The organism is Winogradskyella algicola, assembly GCF_005869935.1.
GTDB lineage: Bacteria > Bacteroidota > Bacteroidia > Flavobacteriales > Flavobacteriaceae > Winogradskyella > Winogradskyella algicola.
This window is the reverse complement of record NZ_SZQF01000003.1, coordinates 230120-246116: the sequence shown is the minus strand read 5'-3', so window position 1 is coordinate 246116 and position 15997 is coordinate 230120. Positions and strand designations below refer to the sequence as shown.

Sequence of the window (15997 nt, the reverse complement as noted above, 5' to 3'; positions counted from 1 at the left end):
ATAAAAATAAGATTAATTCTTTGGTAAATAGTCATCAGGAATAGGGTTGTCTTTAGTTTCTTGCATCCAGTAAATATTGATAATCCACCAACGTTCGCCATCATTTAGTAATTGAATACTATTAATGCCTCGCATAAATGGTTTATCATCATCTTTATTTTTAAAAGACTCATAGGTACTAAACACTTGCGTGATGTTTCCAAACGTTTGAACTTCTCGATTGATTTCAACTTCATGAAATCCGTTTTCCACTAACCATTTTCCTGAGCTATTAATGTAATCATCTGGCGTCATGTAGCGTGCAATTTGTTTACCTTCTTTGTCTTTTCCTGTTGGTATTAACTTTGCATTTTTGTGAAACAAATGTTTAAACAAAGTCCAATCGCGTTCAAAACCTTTATCGCCAGAAATGACCGTATATAAAGTTTCAATGGTGCTATCTAATGTAGCCACATTTTTACTGAAATCTTTTGTTTCTTCTTGGGCTGAAAGCGTTAAAGTAAGAACGGAAAATAGAATTGTAAGTGAATTCTTCATCTTTATGGTTATCATTTTATGGATTCCTGCCGTAGTTTATCTTGAGCGATAGTCGAAAGGCAGGAGTGACAATTATTTAAAATTAAAAGAATTTCAAACCAAATAAAATAGCATCTCCTTGAAATCCTCCTTGGTAAGAGCGAATATAATCAAACCTTAAGAAACGCCATTTTCCCCAGCCAATATTATCAACACCAATTGTAAATTCTTGATACGGTTTGTTGTCTGGTGTTGCTAAGTTGTGCGCACCTACTATAAGGTTGAAATTTAATTTATTTAAACCTGGAATTTTCCCCAAAATAAAGCCATTAAAATCATGTTCAGCGTGCATTTCTAGATAACTGTCATTGGTGCTTAAGTCGTAATAGCCTAAGTTGTTAAATACGTTTGTATAGTTTCCACGTCTGCTTACGTTAATTTGGTTGCCATTAAAATGTTGGTAGTCCATAAACGCAATATCGTCTGCATTAAAAAATTTACCTCCTCTTAGGTTGTAGCTAAAGCGACCTTTGTCTGCTATGGTAAAGCTTTGATAGAGTCTTGCTTTAATCTGGTCAAAATTATAATCGCTATTTGTAGCTCCCAGACCTTTTTCGTAACTCAATACCAAAGTTGGATACTTCTCTGATCTAATATTGAATTTACTATCTGGATAACTCAAATACTTTTGACCAAAGTTAATCTGACCAGTCACATTAAATTTTACAATATTATGGTTTTCAAAAGGTGCATCTGTGCTTGTAGGATCTATAGGGTTGTTTGTTAAGTAAACTTGGTCTGCCCTTGGGTAGAATGCCTGATCTGTTGTGTTGAAAAGTGCTGATCTGTTTTCGTAAGAAATGTTAGAATACAGATAAAAGCCGTTGAATAACTCCTCTGAGTAATTAAGTTGAATAAAACGACGTTCGTACAACTTCATGTAGTTTTCTTCAAAAAATAATGTTGCAATAGAGTTTCCAAAAGGTGTAATGGGTTCAGCAGAATTAAACTGTTCTACCTTGGTTCCACCAGAAAGTGTTAAGAAACGCCTGTTAGTATTGTTAAACTTATATCTTAATGACGCAGTTGCACGTAAACGTTCATCTGAAAAACCATATTGTACGCTAGCACTTGCATTAAAATAACGTCTAAATTCGTCTAACTGTTTATTGTAAAACAAATTGAGTTGTGTGGTAAATCCTTGTACAGTATTAAACTGAACTCCTCCAATAGGAATATCAAAACCTAAACTATACTTTTTATAAGAGTTATCATAAGTGTAACCTAAAACATCGCCAAGTTTAAATTTGTTTTTTTCGCGATCTACAGAATCTAAGTACGTTTTAGATTCGCGAACAATTTGTATACTATCTTTTTTTACATAATCTGTACGTTCTTCTTCAGTTAGAGGCACAGGTCGTATTTGTTTCCAGAACAAAGAATCTTTTTTGTTAGCCTCATTTTCAAAAGAAACAAGCTCCGCTCCAAAATCTTTTTGAGTAAGGTTAGAATTGAATTCGTAATTACTATAAACAGCAGTAAAGCGTCCATCTCCTTTAATGCCAAAAATGCCGTATTTAAAGTCAATACTTTGCGATATTAAAGCCCATAAATCATCAGTTTTGGAATACGAAAAACTCTGTTTTAAAGAGATGATATCTGCAGCAGGAATTCTGGCTTGCGTTCCTGTAATGTCTAGTTCAATAGCGTAAAGCGTCCATTGATCTTCAACTATATAAATGGTGCCTGAAAACACAGGATCATTTTTGCGCTTAGGAATTACATTTATTTTATTGATGAGGTTGCCATGTTCATCATAAAAGATACCTTCTAATTTATAGCGGTAATAACCAAAGGCATTGTTAGCTATTGGTGACACGATTTGATTACCAAACTCAACCGTATTATTGTAGAAATTATAATCTACATCTTGCGCATTGTTGAAACTAAAACCATTATCGTCTCCACTTACTTTAGAGGCTGTAATTTTTTCTTTGAGCTGATTTGGTCGTAAATATTGAATTTTTGAAATGGTTTCAGAGAGGTAAATAATACCACTTCTGGTAGAGTCTAAACCACCTCCAAGATCTCCAATTTCTTGGCCTAAAATTTTTTCTGGGGCATCTTTTATTCTTATCAATCCGCGCGAATAAAAGTCGGCTTTAAACGATTCAATTTTCTCAAGATTCTCTTTCCGTTTGGCTATCGCTTGTCTTATGATTGCGTTTGCTGGATTGTCTTCCGATGCTACTACGACTTCATTGAGAGAAACAGATTCCTCTTCTAAAGTAACATCAACCTTAAAAGGAAGTGAGGTTACATCAACTGTTTTCTTAACTGTTTTATAACCTAAATACGTATAAACTATGGTGCATGATTTTTTCTCTGAAACGGAGAGTTCGTAATAACCATCGTCGTTACTGGTAGTGCCTTTAAAAGTGTTTTCTACGAGAATATTTACAAAGGGTAGCGGTTCTCCGTTGGTGTTTGTAATGGTTCCTGTAATTTGGGCAGATGCAAAAGTGCAAACAAAAAGTAAAAAAAGAGCGTGTAGTTTTAGTTTCATAGATGTTGATTGATGGTTAAACTTAGACATGGATTTTATCGCACAAAAAACATGCCTTTATAATTACAGACACTATTTTACCAACATTGGTTGCCTGCAACTGCATCAAACTTAGAGTAAAATGAAATATGTAACAGTTATAGCAATCCTAAAGTTATCGAAAACTTTTCTTAATACGGTCTAAATTACGCTTGTTGTCACGATCTTTTATGGTCTCACGCTTATCGTAGAGTTTTTTACCTTTACCTAAAGCAATTTCTAATTTGGCTAGTCCTTTTTCATTGATGAACAGACGAAGCGGAATAATAGAATTTCCTTTAACGTTAACTTCTTTTTCAAGTTTTTTAAGCTCACGTTTGTTAAGTAATAATTTACGCTCAGCTTTAGGTTTGTGGTTGTAGTAGTTGCCAAAAGCGTACTCTTCTATTGTCATGTTGATAACAAACAATTCTCCACGATCATTAAATTCGCAAAAACTTTCGGCAATAGAAGCTTTACTGGCTCTAATAGATTTTATCTCAGTACCAGTTAAAACAATTCCGGCAGTGTACTTATCCAATATCTCGTACTGAAATTTTGCCTTCTTGTTTAGTATGTTTACCTTTTTTTGCATAGTTGGCAAAGATAATAAGAAAGTATCAAGTACAAAGTGCAAAAGCATTAAGTAAACTTTATTGTAAACTATTACTTAGTTTTACGACCTTAACTTCCTAAATCGTAATTATGAAATATCTATACTTGGTTTTATTTGGATTAATGCTTTTTAGTTGCAAGGATGAAAAACAAGTTATAAACCTTACAGCAGATGAAATCATTTCTAAATCTATAGAGAAAGCAGGAGGTAAAGCATTTGATAATTCTGTAATACGATTCAATTTTAGAAATAAGTTTTATGTAGCCAGACGTAATAAAGGACAGTTTTCCTTAATACGAATGTTTAAGGATGGTAATGATTCTGTTTTCGATTTGTTGACCAATAACAATTTTGATCGTTTTATAAATGAAAGTCGTGTTATTCTAGAAGATAGCATGAAGGCTAAGTTTTCGGCATCTGTTAATTCTGTGCATTACTTTTCGGTTTTACCGTATGGTTTAAATGCAGATGCTGTCAATAAAACTTTATTGGGAGAAGAGCAAATTAACGAAAAGAACTATTATAAAATTAAAGTAACATTTAATCCTGATGGTGGAGGTGAGGACTATGAAGATGTTTTTGTGTATTGGTTTGATAAAGAGCGTTTTAAAGTTGATTATTTAGCGTACTCGTATAATGAAGAAGATGGTGTAGGCATGCGCTTTAGAGAAGCGTTTAATGAAAGATATATTGAAGGAATCCGGTTTGTAGATTATAATAATTATAAGACGGAAAACAACGAATTAGAACTGTTTGATTTAGGTGAAGCTTTTGAAGAAAAGAAACTAAAACTATTATCTAAAATTGAATTAAAAAGTATAGAGGTTGAATTACTCAATCAATAAAAAAGAAGCTGTAGTCTTAAGCTTCATGTTATTTGTCAATCTGAACTCGTTTCAGATTCTTGTAAATTAAATCAACAAGATTCTGAAATACACTTCGACTGCGCTCAGTGGGACAATTCAGAATGACAGCTTGTGACATTTTTAAGACAGCTTCCTTCTTTATGATAAAGTAAACGATTATCGGCCTAAATAGCCACCATCAACAGGGATAATAGTGCCAGTAACGTAATCGCTAGCAGATGATGCTAAAAAGACTGTAAGACCTTTTAAATCTTCACCAGTTCCCCAACGCTTCATTGGTACACGCATAAAAATCTCTTCTGTTCGTTTTTTGTCGTTGATGATAGCAGCATTTAATTGTGTGTCCATGTAACCAGGTGCAATAGCATTGACACAAATACCTTTAGCCGCTAAATCATTTGATAGTGCCTTTGTTAATTGACCAACACCACCTTTTGACGCTGCATATGCCGGAATTGTAATTCCGCCTAAGAAGCTCATTAATGATGCAACATTGATAATTTTTCCACCATTGCCTTCAAGCATAGTATTAGCAGCATATTTACAGTAATAGAATGTTGCATCTAGATTAATTGCAATAACTTTCCTCCATTCTTCATCCGGAAATTGTTCGCTAGGATAGCGTCGTTGTATTCCTGCAGAATTCACTAAAATATCTAGTTTGCCTTCAAGAATTTCTAAAGCCTTTTTATAAGAACTTTTAATGTCTTCAATTTTACTGACATCAGCTTTTACAGCCTCTACATTGAGATTGTTTTTTTTGAAATCTCTGCAAAAATCATACATTCTGTCGTCAATGTCTATGATAACTACTTTAGATCCAGCTTCTGCTAAAGCCTCTACCATTGCTTTTCCGAGGTCGCCTGCGCCTCCAACAACAATGGCATTTTTGTTTTCTAAACTAAATTTTTTTAAAACATTAATACTCATTTTTTAGTTGATTGTTAGGGTTGTTATAGTTAGTGATGACTGTAATCATCGGTATTCCATAAATCTGTCCACTCCAATACCATATTTTCTCCGTTTTCATCTCGGATATCTAATATCTTTTGAATGTCTAAAATGGTTTGATTGGTTTCTGCAACCGAGTCAGAAACTGTATAAATTCTGTATAATACTTGTCTTTCTGTACCAATCATAGCAGGTAATACTTCATCACCTTCCTTAAATCGTTCTACAACAAAAATTACATTTTTATGATTCTTAAGTTCCTTTAAGCCTTTTATAGACGTAATTTTACCAGCTTTTAAAAGTACCCAAACTGAACACGCTTTTTTGCCACGCAGCATATAATCGTTTTGTTCAGCAAAATTTTCATCACCAAAAACACCTGTTAAAGCAAAATTTAAAAGCATATTTCTATGGTCAAAACCGTTGATATGTGCTAAATGAATATGAGGTGCTTCTCCTTGTAATCTAAATCCAGGATCATAGCTGTAAAACTCACCATTTTCAACAAAGAATTGAATATTTAAAACACCATTTTGCACTCCTGTGGCTTTAAATAATTCAGATAATTTTGGATGAACGGTTTCGACAAACTCTTTAGTGAATTTTGATGGATATAACGTTGCTAAGCCTATAGGACTAGAGTTGCCTTGTAGTCTGGTTAAGGTTCTGTCGTATATGGCAGATAAATACGGAACTCCATTTTTAAACGTGTAATATGCGGCCATATCGTGACAACTAGAGTCCATATACTTTTCTACCAGGACGATGCCTTTTTTAGAGAATTTAAGAACATTTTTTACGGTTTGGTTATAGTCTTCCTCATCTCTGCATATTTTCATACCAACACCTCCGCCACTATCAACTGGTTTTACCATTAATGGAAGGTCAACTTTTTTAGGCTTTCTTATGGGTTCGTCTTTTTTAAGATAAATACCCGGTATATCTTGTACGTCGTGCGCTTCACAATAACGTTTATAGCCATCCTTACTGCAGAAAGCTTCAATTGTACCATCTGTAGCATAGCAAGGTAGTCCTAGTCTTTCGCAAATTTCTTTATAGGGCTTAACTAAAATATCTGCAACACCGACAAGTACTGCATCTACGTTTTTTTCTTTAGCAACTTTTACAATACCATCGATGTCAAAACCATCGATGTCATATGTCTCAGCAGCGAATTTTTTAGCAGGTGCCTCTGGATTTGGATCAATTACAATAGTGTGTAATCCCATATTATTGGCAAATTCTACTAAAACTCCGGTTTCTGGATTACCGCCAAGTATTATTATTTTTTTCATCATTGTTAATTTTAAGGGTTTTAAATTTTAGGGGTGAGGGAATTTTTAGTTTTTTTAGGGAATATAAAATTTTTATCATAGCCCAAATCTTTCAGAAGGCTTTTGATTTTTGTTTCGTCTGTATTGATTTTAATAATTTTAGACTTGTCTATACCCATCAATTCTAATTCTTCTTTTAGAGATTTATGGGTTGAAGGGTTAATAGTCGCTATTATCAAATAATCAAATTCATCATTGTTAATACTACTGATGGGATGAACAGTGTTTTCCCCAATTTTTAAATCGTGATAATCTACATCTATCCATTTTATAATCTTAAAATAATCCGTTTTTAGATTGGTAGAAAGTATGTGCTGACCAAAAGAGCCAGAACTATATACTACAATTTTTGAATCTTTTTCGGTATTTAAAAATGGATTGAACCAAGTATCGTGCTCTTCGTTGTATATAAGTCCACCTGATCTCACTAATATTTGTGAATAGAGGTAATATGTTATTTGTGTGTTTAAATTTTCTTCATCTAAAACATTGTTTAATTTAGTTTTAAGGAAATTCATTAAAAGTCCTAGTCTGTAGTATTCTGTCCTTGGATTTTCAACGGATTTTACAATAGAGTCGTGACGTTGTCTGTAATAATAAAGTGGAATTTTGCTAATGACCAATCGTTTAGTAAAAGCTAAGTACGAGTATGTGATAGCAGCATCTTCACCCATTACAACATCATTAGGAACATCGTAGAGTATCTTTTCTAAAAGTTCTTTTTTGAAGAGCTTATTCCAAACATAAGTAGACATACCATGCTCACAGAATTCACCATTGTATATGGCTTTTGGTAAAATTTCAGATGTAATTTTAGTTTCATCATAAAAACCAGGATTTTTTGGTTTTATGGTTTCTATTTTACCATCAAACTCTCTAAAATGACCAGTTACAACTAAATCAGCATCGTTAGCAATAGCAAGTTTATACAACGTATCTAGATAAAAATGATCTACCCAATCATCGCCATCTACGTACGCAATATGTGTGCCTGAGGCAGCTTCTAAACCAGCTTTTCTTGCTGATAATAATCCTCCGTTTGGTTTATGAATTACTTTAATTCTGCTGTCATCCTTTGCATAATCATCACAAATTTGAGGACAGTTGTCAGGACTACCATCATCTACCAATATTAATTCAAAGTCTTTAAATGACTGCTCTAACAAACTTTCAATACATTGTGCTAAGTATTTTTCTATACGATAAATAGGAACAATAACACTAATTTTTATAGAGCTCATACTTATATATTTTGATTTATTTCTACATAAAATAATCCACTACCATTTTCATAGTTTTTATCTTCGTCATTCTTTGCTGTTGTGATGTATAAATTTGATTTATCATCAAAACAACAAGACGTAACGTTTGTGTATGGAAGGGTTATTTCATTAATTTTTTTTCCGGTTGAAGGGTTCCACTGCGAAATACAAGCTCCTCCCCATTCTGCAATCCATAGCATACCCTTTTTGTCTATGCACATTCCGTCAGGACTTCCATCTTCGTTAAACTCAATGACGTAATCAACAAACTCAACTTTTCCTGTATCGAGGTTATAGTTGTACTTAGCAACCTTCTTTGTTGGTGTGTCAATAAAATAGAGTGTTTTATTGTCTTCTGTGAAAGCTAGTCCGTTTGAAATAGTAGTATTTTCTATAATCACTTTAGATTCACCGTTATAGTAAGAAAACACATTTCCTATTCCGTTAATGACCTTTGGATAGCCCATTGTACCAATTATATATCTTCCTACTGCATCTTCTATACCGTCATTGTAGCGTACATTATTGGGAATATCTATCTGAAATTTGAAAGTAGATTTTAGGGTATTAAAATCTATTTCGTAAAATCCATTTTTTGAAGCGACCAAAACAACTTTTTTAGATATAACATAAACGTTACTCGTAGGCGAATCTAGCTTTAAACTCAAAATCTCCTTAGTATTTGGGTTGTAGCAATACACCAAGGCATCTAGGATTGAAACAAAATATAGTAGCTGATGTTTTGAGTCGAAAATTGGACCTTCAAATAGTTCAGCGGATTGGGAGAAGTAAATTAAGTGTTTTGTCATTACATGTTTCTTAAATAAATTCTCCTCCTGTTACTCTCATAATTGAACCTGTAGTCATTGCAGAATCATCAGAGATAAAATACATAACTGCTGGCACAGGATCATTTGGAGTAAGCATGCGTCCCATAGGAATTATTTCGCTTGCATTACTTTTTAACTGCGCTTCACTTATACCTTCTTGCTGGCGAAGTTGAAGTTCTCCTTCGGTACTGGTCCAGCCCATTACTAAATAGTTTGATCTAATTCCATATTTGGCATAATGGTGTGCAATATGGGTAGAAAGTGTGTATAATGTTCCTTTGGTTAATGCATATGCAGTGCGATCTTCTTGACCATAATCCATATGAGCAGAACCAAAGAATACAACAGAACCACCTTTTTGTTCTATCATAGACCTTAAAACATGTTTTAGTAAAAAATAAGGTGCTTTAAGATTAACATTAAATACCTTGTCATAGGTATCTTCGTCTGTGTCAATCAAAGACGCAACAGGTGTAATGCCAGCATATATAATTAGCGCATCTATTTTTTTGAAACGTTTTATGGTCGCTTTGTAATAATCTTCAATACCATTAATAGATGTAAGATCAAGTTTATGAAAGTATAAGTTGTCTTGGTTATTAGAGGATTTAATGATGTCGTTACCTTCTTCAGTATTTCTTCCACAAAAGGCTACATTATACCCTTTTTTTAAGCTGGCCTTAAGTATTTCTTTTCCAACACCTTTGGTGCCACCTAATAACATTACAGTTTTCATAAATGGTTTAAATCAATCTTTTCTAATTAATGTTCTCAAAACTAGTTATTTATTTTTAGAAATAAATTTTTTTATCTGTGTATTGATACTATTTACGGTAAATAGGTTAAATGCAAAAATATTGGTTAAATAGAGTTGAGTTTTTATTCAATTTTTAGAAGTGTGGAAGTCTTTGTGTTATCCGTTATGGTTATAATATAAAGATTGGCATTGTTGCTTTCGTCAATCTGATTATATTTTTTTTCGTTGAGTAGAGCATTGGTTAGCATAGGTGTAGTATTGCTATGGCCAACAACTAAAACCGTTTTTCCTTTAGTTTCTTTAATGAAATCCTCAAGTTTTAAATTTCTAGGATCATAAAAGGTAATATCTATATTATTTGCTTTGGCTGTAGGCTCTGCAGTTTCCTTGGTTCTGTTATATTTGGTGGAGAAGACCATATCGAATTTAACATCACCAAAGGTTGTAGTCCAGTTTTCGGCGCGCTGTTTACCTTCTTCTGTCAAATGTGGATCTTTATTTGTTTTGTCAGATTGGTCTTTCTCTGCATGTCTAATAAGGTAGTAGGTTGTTGTTTTTTGTTCTTCTTTAAATTTTTCTTCAAAAGGCCCTTCCCAAATCACTTGTTCTATCATCCATTTTCCCTCATCTTTTGATAAAAGTATATAGTCCAAACCCCAAAATCCTGTAACTTTTGCCGAAGCGATGTGATTGCTTATCTCTAACACTTTAACACTTCGCATTTTAGTTTCGGTAGTTGTTCTACCTTTTTCTTTGATGTTTTGAGCCATTTTAAGAGCATTCTCATATGTCAATTGCTCGTAGAACTCGTACTCACCTGTATCTTTATTTTTCCAATAGCCAAACTTGTAGAGTCTTGGTTTTAATGCTGCTTTTAGTTTAAGGGTATCTCCTTGATAAAAGCCATCAATGTAATTGTTAAGGGTGGTTTCGATTTGCTCTACATCAGTGTTTTCTTGTGCAGATAAACTGATAAATAGTAAAAACGATAGTGTAAAGAATAGAGATTTCATTTTTTGAAAGATGATTGATTAAACCTCTCAAAAATAGACTAGAAAATCTGATTTTCTTCGAAAAAGTATGTTAAATGCCGTTTAAGCTAACTCTAAAGCTATCTCAATCATGTTCTTAAATGTTGTTTCACGCTCTTTACTTGTAGTTTTTTCGCCAGTCACCAAAGAGTCTGAAATCGTTAAAATTGCAAGTGCGTTTACGTTGTGCTTAGCAGCAACAGTGTAAAGTCCAGCAGCTTCCATTTCTACACAGAGCACCCCAAATTTAGACCACTTTTTGTAGGATTCTATGTTGTCTTCGTAAAATTCGTCAGAAGACAGAACATTACCAGCATGTATAGGTATGTTTTTAGCTTCGGCAGCCTTTACAGCCTTTAGGAACAAACCAAAATCTGCTGTAGGTGCATAATCTGCACCACCAAAACGTAGCTCGTTAACACCAGATGTAGAGGATGCAGCCATTGCTAAAACGACATCTCTAATTTTTACATTCTTTTGATAAGAACCTGCACTACCAACTCTTATTAAGTTCTTTACACCGAAGTCTTTTATAAGTTCATTAGCATAGATGGAAATACTTGGGATACCCATGCCAGAACCCATTGTAGATACACGCTTACCCTTGTAAGTGCCTGTATATCCATACATGCCTCTTACTTCATTAAAGCAAACAGGATCTTCAAAAAAAGTTTCCGCAATCCATTTTGCTCTTAATGGATCACCTGGTAATAAAATAGTTTCTGCAATATCGCCTCTCTTGGCACCAATGTGTACACTCATGCCACAAAGTTAAGCAAAGCGTTTTAAACTAGTAAGTGGAATTAGATGTTTGATTATTCATCATAGCAACACCAGACGACGCACCAATTCTGTGGACACCTACTTCTATATATTTTAGGGCAGTTTCAGCGTCTCTAATACCTCCTGAGGCTTTAATTTTCAATTGGTCTTTTACGGTCTTCTTCATAATTTTTACTGCCGTAAGTGTAGCTCCACTCTTAGAAAAGCCAGTTGATGTTTTTACAAAATCCGCTTTGGCATCTACGCAGATTTCGCAAGCCTTTACAATTTCATTTTTAGAGAGTTCACTAATTTCTAAGATAACTTTGAGAGGTATTAATCCGATAGCACGTTTTACATCGCTAATATCTTTGAGGACTGCGACATAGTTTTTACTTTTTAGACGACCAATATTCATCACCATATCAATTTCGGTGGCACCTTGTTCTATTGCCTTTTTAGCTTCAAAAATCTTAGCTTCTATAGACATAGCACCAAGTGGAAAACCAACAACCGTACAAACTTTTACTTCAGATCGTCCTAGAGCTTGCTTTGCAATAGGTACATAACAACTATTTACACATACAGAGTAAAAATTATATTTCATTGCATCTTCGCAAAGTTTAAGTATATCTGATTCGGTTGCTGAAGGGCTTAATAAGGTGTGATCTATATATCTGTTCAATTCCATGTTTAAATAAGTAGGGTTTATAAAATAATTAACTATAGTAATCCCTTTGATTTAGAGGGAAAACTGCAACAAGTTTTATTGTTTCTTAAGTTATGTTGGAATTAAATAGCTCGACAAAATTAATAATAAATCCGTTAAAATGTACAGCGTTAATTAAAATTAATTATGTATTTCATCGAAAAATATCTTTTTCTATTGCAAATACTTCTAACTGAACAATTTGAATTTATCCTCACATATTTTTACAAAAGTGAAACTTAGTTTTACATGATAATTATCAGCAATTAAGCTTTTTTAAGCATTTATTTTTGTGGGAAACTTAAATATTTTAACATGAAAAATTTATTATTATTTGCTTTACTAATAGGATTAACATTTAACCTAAATGCACAAGATACTGAGGCTGCTGACGATTATAATAAGTGGCAAGCACGTTTAAGATTAATTTCTGTAATACCTTCTCCTGGTGATGATATTGATGGTGCTGATGTAGATTTAAGCACAGCGTTTGTACCAGAACTAGATTTTACTTATTTTTTCTCTAAAAATTGGGCAGCAGAGTTAATACTTGGTACTGCAAAGCACGATGTAGATTTAGATATCGATGGTGGTGGATCTTTAGATTTAGGTCATGTTTGGTTATTGCCTCCAACTTTAAATTTACAATACCACTTTTATGCTAATGATTTTAAACCTTATGTTGGTGCAGGTGTAAACTATACTATATTCTATGGTATTGACGAAGGTGAATTAGATGATATAGAGTATGAAAATTCATTTGGTTTTTCTCTACAAGCTGGTTTAGATTACAATTTAAATGACAAGTGGTTTTTAAATTTTGACGTAAAGAAATTATTTCTTAAAACAGATGTTACTGTAAATGGTGATCCCGATACTTCAGAAGTTAATATCGATCCCTTAATTATTGGTCTTGGTGTTGGCATGAAGTTTTGAGTTGAAAACAAATATTCATACGAAAAGAGCCTCTTCATTGAGGCTCTTTTTTGTTTAATCTATACGCTTAGTTTGTTTTGAATCCTAAAATACTTAAAAAAAAGGAAAGCAACACATCCAAAATTCGATAGCTTTTCGAATTTATTTCAGTGTTGCTTTAACCAACCAATCAATATAAAGACTCTTTAGAGGCTATTATGTTACACTTGTATAATCTTAGAACAAGCAGTCTATAACTCTTCTACAACTAAATCTCCTTGGTTTCTAAAAACCAATTGTCCATCAAACTCATCAAGAAGAATAATACTGTCTGTAGTAACTCTTCCGGATAAAATTTCCTTGCTTAACTGATTCAGGACTTCTTTTTGTATCACGCGTTTTACAGGTCTTGCACCATATTCAGGATTATACCCTTTATCTGCTAAATATGCTTTAGCTTCTGGTGTAGCATCAAATGTAATGCCTTGTTGCGCAATCATTTTTGTTACTCCTTTAAGTTGAAGGTCTACAATGGCTACAATGTTTTCTTTAGTTAATGGCGTAAACATTATAGTGTCATCGATACGGTTTAAAAACTCCGGTCTTACGCTTTGTTTTAATATGCCTAACACGTCAACTTTAGCTGCTTCCATTGCAGATTCAATATCCTTGGTAGCTTCAAAACGCTCTTGTATAATATGGCTTCCCATATTTGAAGTCATGATGATTATAGTGTTTTTAAAATCAGCAATACGACCTTTATTGTCCGTTAAACGCCCTTCATCCAGTACTTGTAATAAAATGTTGAAGGTATCTGGATGCGCTTTTTCAATCTCATCTAACAATACTACAGAATACGGTTTACGTCTTACAGCTTCTGTCAATTGTCCACCTTCATCATAACCAACATATCCTGGAGGTGCACCGACTAATCTACTCACCGCATGTCGTTCTTGATATTCACTCATATCAATGCGTGTCATAGCATTTTCATCATCAAATAAGTATTCTGCCAAGGCCTTAGCTAACTCTGTTTTACCCACACCAGTTGTACCTAGGAACAAGAAGGTTCCTATTGGTTTTTGTGGATTCTGTAAACCAGCTCTAGATCTGCGAACCGCATCACTAACAGCTTCAATAGCTTCTTCTTGGCCAACCACGCGTTTGTGCAGTTCGTCTTCAAGTTTAAGTAGCTTCTCGCGCTCGCTTTGTATCATTTTGGTTACAGGAATTCCTGTCCATTTTGCCACAACATCAGCGACATCTTCGTAATTAACTTCCTCTTTAATTAAGGCCGTTTCTTGTTGTTCTGCTAATTGTTTTTGATATGCTTCAAGCTTTTCAGTGGCTTCTTTTATCTTTCCATAACGGATTTCAGCAACCTTGCCATAATCACCTTCACGCTCTGCACGTTCGGCTTCGAGCTTATAATTTTCTATTTCTTGTTTTATATTCTGAACGTTTTCAACCGTTTCTTTTTCAGACTTCCATTTGGCATTAAGTTCGTTACGCTCTTCTTTAAGGTTAGCCAATTCAGCTTTTAAAGACTTTAATTTGGTTTCGTCCTTTTCACGTTTAAGAGCCTCGTGTTCAATTTCAAGCTGCATAATCTTACGATCTAGAACATCTAATTCCTCTGGTTTAGAGTTGATTTCCATACGTAATTTAGAAGCCGCTTCGTCCATAAGGTCAATAGCCTTGTCTGGTAAAAAACGATTGGTAATGTATCGGTTTGATAATTCTACAGCACCAATAATCGCTTCATCTTTAATACGCACTTTGTGGTGTGCTTCGTACTTTTCTTTAATACCACGTAGGATGGAAATGGCACTCTCTGTATCTGGCTCATTAACCGTTACCTTTTGGAAACGGCGTTCTAATGCTTTGTCTTGCTCAAAATACTTTTGGTATTCATCTAAAGTGGTTGCACCAATAGCTCTCAGTTCACCACGTGCTAAAGCAGGTTTAAGGATGTTTGCTGCATCCATAGCACCTTGACCACCACCAGCACCAACAAGGGTGTGGATTTCGTCAATGAAGAGTACGATATCACCTTCACTCGTGGTTACTTCCTTGATAACCGCTTTTAATCGTTCTTCAAACTCACCTTTGTATTTTGCACCAGCAATTAACGCTCCCATATCCAACGCAAAGATTTGTTTGTCTTTTAGGTTCTCTGGAACGTCACCATCTATGATTCTGTGCGCTAAACCTTCTGCAATAGCTGTTTTACCAGTACCAGGTTCACCAACTAAGATTGGGTTGTTTTTGGTACGACGTGATAATATTTGAAGTATTCTACGAATCTCTTCATCCCGACCAATAACTGGGTCTAACTTGCCATCTTGTGCTAGTTGGTTAAGGTTTTTAGCGTATTTGTTTAAGGAATTATAAGTTTCTTCTTGACTTTGAGACGTCACTCTATCGCCTTTACGCAATTCTTCTATGGCTGCATTAAGTCCCTTTTCAGTGACACCTTGATCTTTTAAAATCTGTGCAATTTTGCTTTTAGACTTAAAAATAGCCAAGATTAAATGCTCAATAGATACGTAGTCGTCATTCATTTTTTTGGCGATGATAGACGCTTCGTTTAGTGCTTTACTGGCTTCTCTAGAAATCATTAGCTCTGCACCAGAGACTTTAGCAAAGCTTTGTAGTTCTTTGTCTAGTATTTGTTGTAATAAAGACACATTAACATTCAACTTTTTGAGGATGAATGGTAATACATTCTCATCAACCTCAAAGAGCGCCTTAAAGATGTGCTCATTTTCGATTTGTTGATGACCAAAGCCTTGTGCAAGCTGTTGTGCTTGCTGTATGGCTTCTTGCGATTTTATTGTATAATTATTAAAGTTCATATTATT

Annotated in this window: 14 protein-coding genes; 2 read left to right on the top strand and 12 right to left on the bottom strand. The window is 34.1% G+C overall.

All coding sequences use genetic code 11. The features are described 5' to 3' along the window. Positions 1–12: 12 nt before the first annotated feature. From FC091_RS07210 to smpB, 3 genes are all read right to left on the bottom strand, one after another. A complete protein-coding gene (locus FC091_RS07210) occupies positions 13–537 on the bottom strand; it encodes a hypothetical protein (RefSeq protein ID WP_138433603.1) in 525 nt (174 codons plus the stop codon). An 82-nt stretch (positions 538–619) separates the two neighbouring features. Beyond that, on the bottom strand, positions 620–3112 hold the full coding sequence (locus FC091_RS07205) for a DUF5686 and carboxypeptidase regulatory-like domain-containing protein (RefSeq protein ID WP_317128732.1): 2493 nt from the start codon (positions 3110–3112) through the stop codon (positions 620–622). A gap of 124 nt (positions 3113–3236) precedes the next feature. Next, on the bottom strand, positions 3237–3695 hold the full coding sequence (gene smpB, locus FC091_RS07200) for an SsrA-binding protein SmpB (RefSeq protein WP_138433601.1): 459 nt from the start codon (positions 3693–3695) through the stop codon (positions 3237–3239). Positions 3696–3805: 110 nt separating this feature from the next. Between smpB and FC091_RS07195 the strand changes: the two genes are divergently transcribed. Then, complete coding sequence (locus FC091_RS07195) at positions 3806–4561, top strand: DUF6503 family protein (protein WP_138433600.1); 756 nt, start codon at positions 3806–3808, stop codon at positions 4559–4561. Positions 4562–4738: 177 nt separating this feature from the next. Here the strand turns inward: FC091_RS07195 and FC091_RS07190 are convergent, their stop codons facing one another. From FC091_RS07190 to deoC, 8 genes are all read right to left on the bottom strand, one after another. After that, positions 4739–5512 (bottom strand): SDR family oxidoreductase, encoded by a 774-nt coding sequence (locus FC091_RS07190; RefSeq protein WP_138433599.1) that lies wholly within the window; start codon positions 5510–5512, stop codon positions 4739–4741. Between the two features lie 29 nt (positions 5513–5541). After that, positions 5542–6828, bottom strand: a complete 1287-nt coding sequence (locus FC091_RS07185; RefSeq protein WP_246035817.1) for an ATP-binding protein — start codon at positions 6826–6828, stop codon at positions 5542–5544. Between the two features lie 20 nt (positions 6829–6848). Continuing rightward, the gene (locus FC091_RS07180; RefSeq protein WP_138433597.1) at positions 6849–8108 is read right to left on the bottom strand and encodes a glycosyltransferase family 2 protein; all 1260 of its coding nucleotides are present in this window, start codon (positions 8106–8108) and stop codon (positions 6849–6851) included. A gap of 2 nt (positions 8109–8110) precedes the next feature. After that, a complete protein-coding gene (locus tag FC091_RS07175) occupies positions 8111–8938 on the bottom strand; it encodes an SMP-30/gluconolactonase/LRE family protein (RefSeq protein WP_138433596.1) in 828 nt (275 codons plus the stop codon). Positions 8939–8948: 10 nt separating this feature from the next. Further along, on the bottom strand, positions 8949–9695 hold the full coding sequence (locus tag FC091_RS07170) for an SDR family NAD(P)-dependent oxidoreductase (protein ID WP_138433595.1): 747 nt from the start codon (positions 9693–9695) through the stop codon (positions 8949–8951). Positions 9696–9838: 143 nt separating this feature from the next. Beyond that, positions 9839–10729 carry a histidine phosphatase family protein gene (locus tag FC091_RS07165; protein ID WP_138433594.1) on the bottom strand — a complete coding sequence of 297 codons (891 nt, stop codon included), beginning with the start codon at positions 10727–10729 and terminating at the stop codon, positions 9839–9841. Between the two features lie 81 nt (positions 10730–10810). Continuing rightward, positions 10811–11509: a purine-nucleoside phosphorylase gene (gene deoD / locus FC091_RS07160; protein ID WP_138433593.1), complete on the bottom strand. Its 699-nt coding sequence runs from the start codon at positions 11507–11509 to the stop codon at positions 10811–10813. A gap of 28 nt (positions 11510–11537) precedes the next feature. Then, a complete protein-coding gene (gene deoC, locus FC091_RS07155) occupies positions 11538–12200 on the bottom strand; it encodes a deoxyribose-phosphate aldolase (RefSeq protein WP_138433592.1) in 663 nt (220 codons plus the stop codon). A 333-nt stretch (positions 12201–12533) separates the two neighbouring features. Here deoC and FC091_RS07150 point away from each other — a divergent pair, with 333 nt between their 5' ends. Further along, positions 12534–13154 (top strand): OmpW/AlkL family protein, encoded by a 621-nt coding sequence (locus tag FC091_RS07150; RefSeq protein WP_138433591.1) that lies wholly within the window; start codon positions 12534–12536, stop codon positions 13152–13154. A gap of 230 nt (positions 13155–13384) precedes the next feature. On the opposite strand, the gene clpB is transcribed toward FC091_RS07150, so the two are convergent. Beyond that, positions 13385–15991, bottom strand: coding sequence for an ATP-dependent chaperone ClpB (gene clpB, locus FC091_RS07145; protein ID WP_138433590.1), 2607 nt, complete (start codon positions 15989–15991; stop codon positions 13385–13387). Positions 15992–15997: the final 6 nt, after the last annotated feature.

What these genes read in the sequence shown, in the direction of transcription:
- deoD (WP_138433593.1), bottom strand. Translation starts at nt 11,509, where the DNA reads ATGAGTGTACACATTGGTGCCAAGAGAGGCGATATTGCAGAAACTATT.
- clpB (WP_138433590.1), bottom strand. Translation starts at nt 15,991, where the DNA reads ATGAACTTTAATAATTATACAATAAAATCGCAAGAAGCCATACAGCAA.
- FC091_RS07180 (WP_138433597.1), bottom strand. Translation starts at nt 8,108, where the DNA reads ATGAGCTCTATAAAAATTAGTGTTATTGTTCCTATTTATCGTATAGAA.
- FC091_RS07175 (WP_138433596.1), bottom strand. Translation starts at nt 8,938, where the DNA reads ATGACAAAACACTTAATTTACTTCTCCCAATCCGCTGAACTATTTGAA.
- FC091_RS07170 (WP_138433595.1), bottom strand. Translation starts at nt 9,695, where the DNA reads ATGAAAACTGTAATGTTATTAGGTGGCACCAAAGGTGTTGGAAAAGAA.
- FC091_RS07190 (WP_138433599.1), bottom strand. Translation starts at nt 5,512, where the DNA reads ATGAGTATTAATGTTTTAAAAAAATTTAGTTTAGAAAACAAAAATGCC.
- deoC (WP_138433592.1), bottom strand. Translation starts at nt 12,200, where the DNA reads ATGGAATTGAACAGATATATAGATCACACCTTATTAAGCCCTTCAGCA.
- FC091_RS07195 (WP_138433600.1), top strand. Translation starts at nt 3,806, where the DNA reads ATGAAATATCTATACTTGGTTTTATTTGGATTAATGCTTTTTAGTTGC.
- FC091_RS07165 (WP_138433594.1), bottom strand. Translation starts at nt 10,729, where the DNA reads ATGAAATCTCTATTCTTTACACTATCGTTTTTACTATTTATCAGTTTA.
- FC091_RS07185 (WP_246035817.1), bottom strand. Translation starts at nt 6,828, where the DNA reads ATGAAAAAAATAATAATACTTGGCGGTAATCCAGAAACCGGAGTTTTA.
- FC091_RS07150 (WP_138433591.1), top strand. Translation starts at nt 12,534, where the DNA reads ATGAAAAATTTATTATTATTTGCTTTACTAATAGGATTAACATTTAAC.
- smpB (WP_138433601.1), bottom strand. Translation starts at nt 3,695, where the DNA reads ATGCAAAAAAAGGTAAACATACTAAACAAGAAGGCAAAATTTCAGTAC.
- FC091_RS07210 (WP_138433603.1), bottom strand. Translation starts at nt 537, where the DNA reads ATGAAGAATTCACTTACAATTCTATTTTCCGTTCTTACTTTAACGCTT.
- FC091_RS07205 (WP_317128732.1), bottom strand. Translation starts at nt 3,112, where the DNA reads ATGTCTAAGTTTAACCATCAATCAACATCTATGAAACTAAAACTACAC.